Source organism: Pedobacter jamesrossensis, assembly GCF_042650905.1.
GTDB classification, from domain to species: Bacteria; Bacteroidota; Bacteroidia; order Sphingobacteriales; family Sphingobacteriaceae; genus Pedobacter; species Pedobacter jamesrossensis.
Map to the genome: position 1 here is coordinate 1 of NZ_JBHSBY010000045.1, position 566 is coordinate 566.

General features: G+C 44.0%; 1 protein-coding gene. It reads left to right on the forward strand.

The window, feature by feature from the left end; genetic code table 11:
• Positions 1-502: group II intron maturase-specific domain-containing protein (locus tag ACFOUY_RS08925; protein ID WP_378960160.1), on the forward strand; the 502-nt coding region annotated here is incomplete at its 5' end.
• Positions 503-566: the final 64 nt, after the last annotated feature.

Below are 566 nucleotides of genomic sequence, written 5' to 3' on the forward strand. Positions count from 1 at the left end.
ATTGGAAATGCATCCGGAGAAAACTAGAATAGTTTACTGCGGGAAAGCAAATCCGATAATAACACCAACTTTTATTGCATTCGACTTTCTGGGATACACTTTTAGAAGGCGGAAAGCTAAGAATAAGCAGGGGGAATACTTTACAAGTTTCCTTCCAGCGATAAGCAATAAGGCCAAGGTCGCCATCCGCGATAAAATGCGGACGTGGCAGCTACATAGGAAAGGTGGAAGTGACCTTAAAGGTCTAGCCTCTATGATCAACCCTGTTCTAAGAGGATGGATCAATTACTATGGTGCTTTTTACAAGACCGAACTCTATGGGGTTCTTCAACACATGAACCGGCTACTGGCAAGGTGGGCGATGCGGAAATACAAAAGGCTGAGAAGACGAAAAGTTAAAGCAATAAGATGGATGTCGGAAATCTCTGAGAGAAACCCTCATCTCTTTGAGCATTGGCGTATTGGAATCAGACCATTAGGTTGGATAATAACAGCCGTGTAAGGCGAGAGTCTTACGCACGGTTGTGTGAGAGGTTCGGACTGAAATTTCCCTATCTACTCGACTA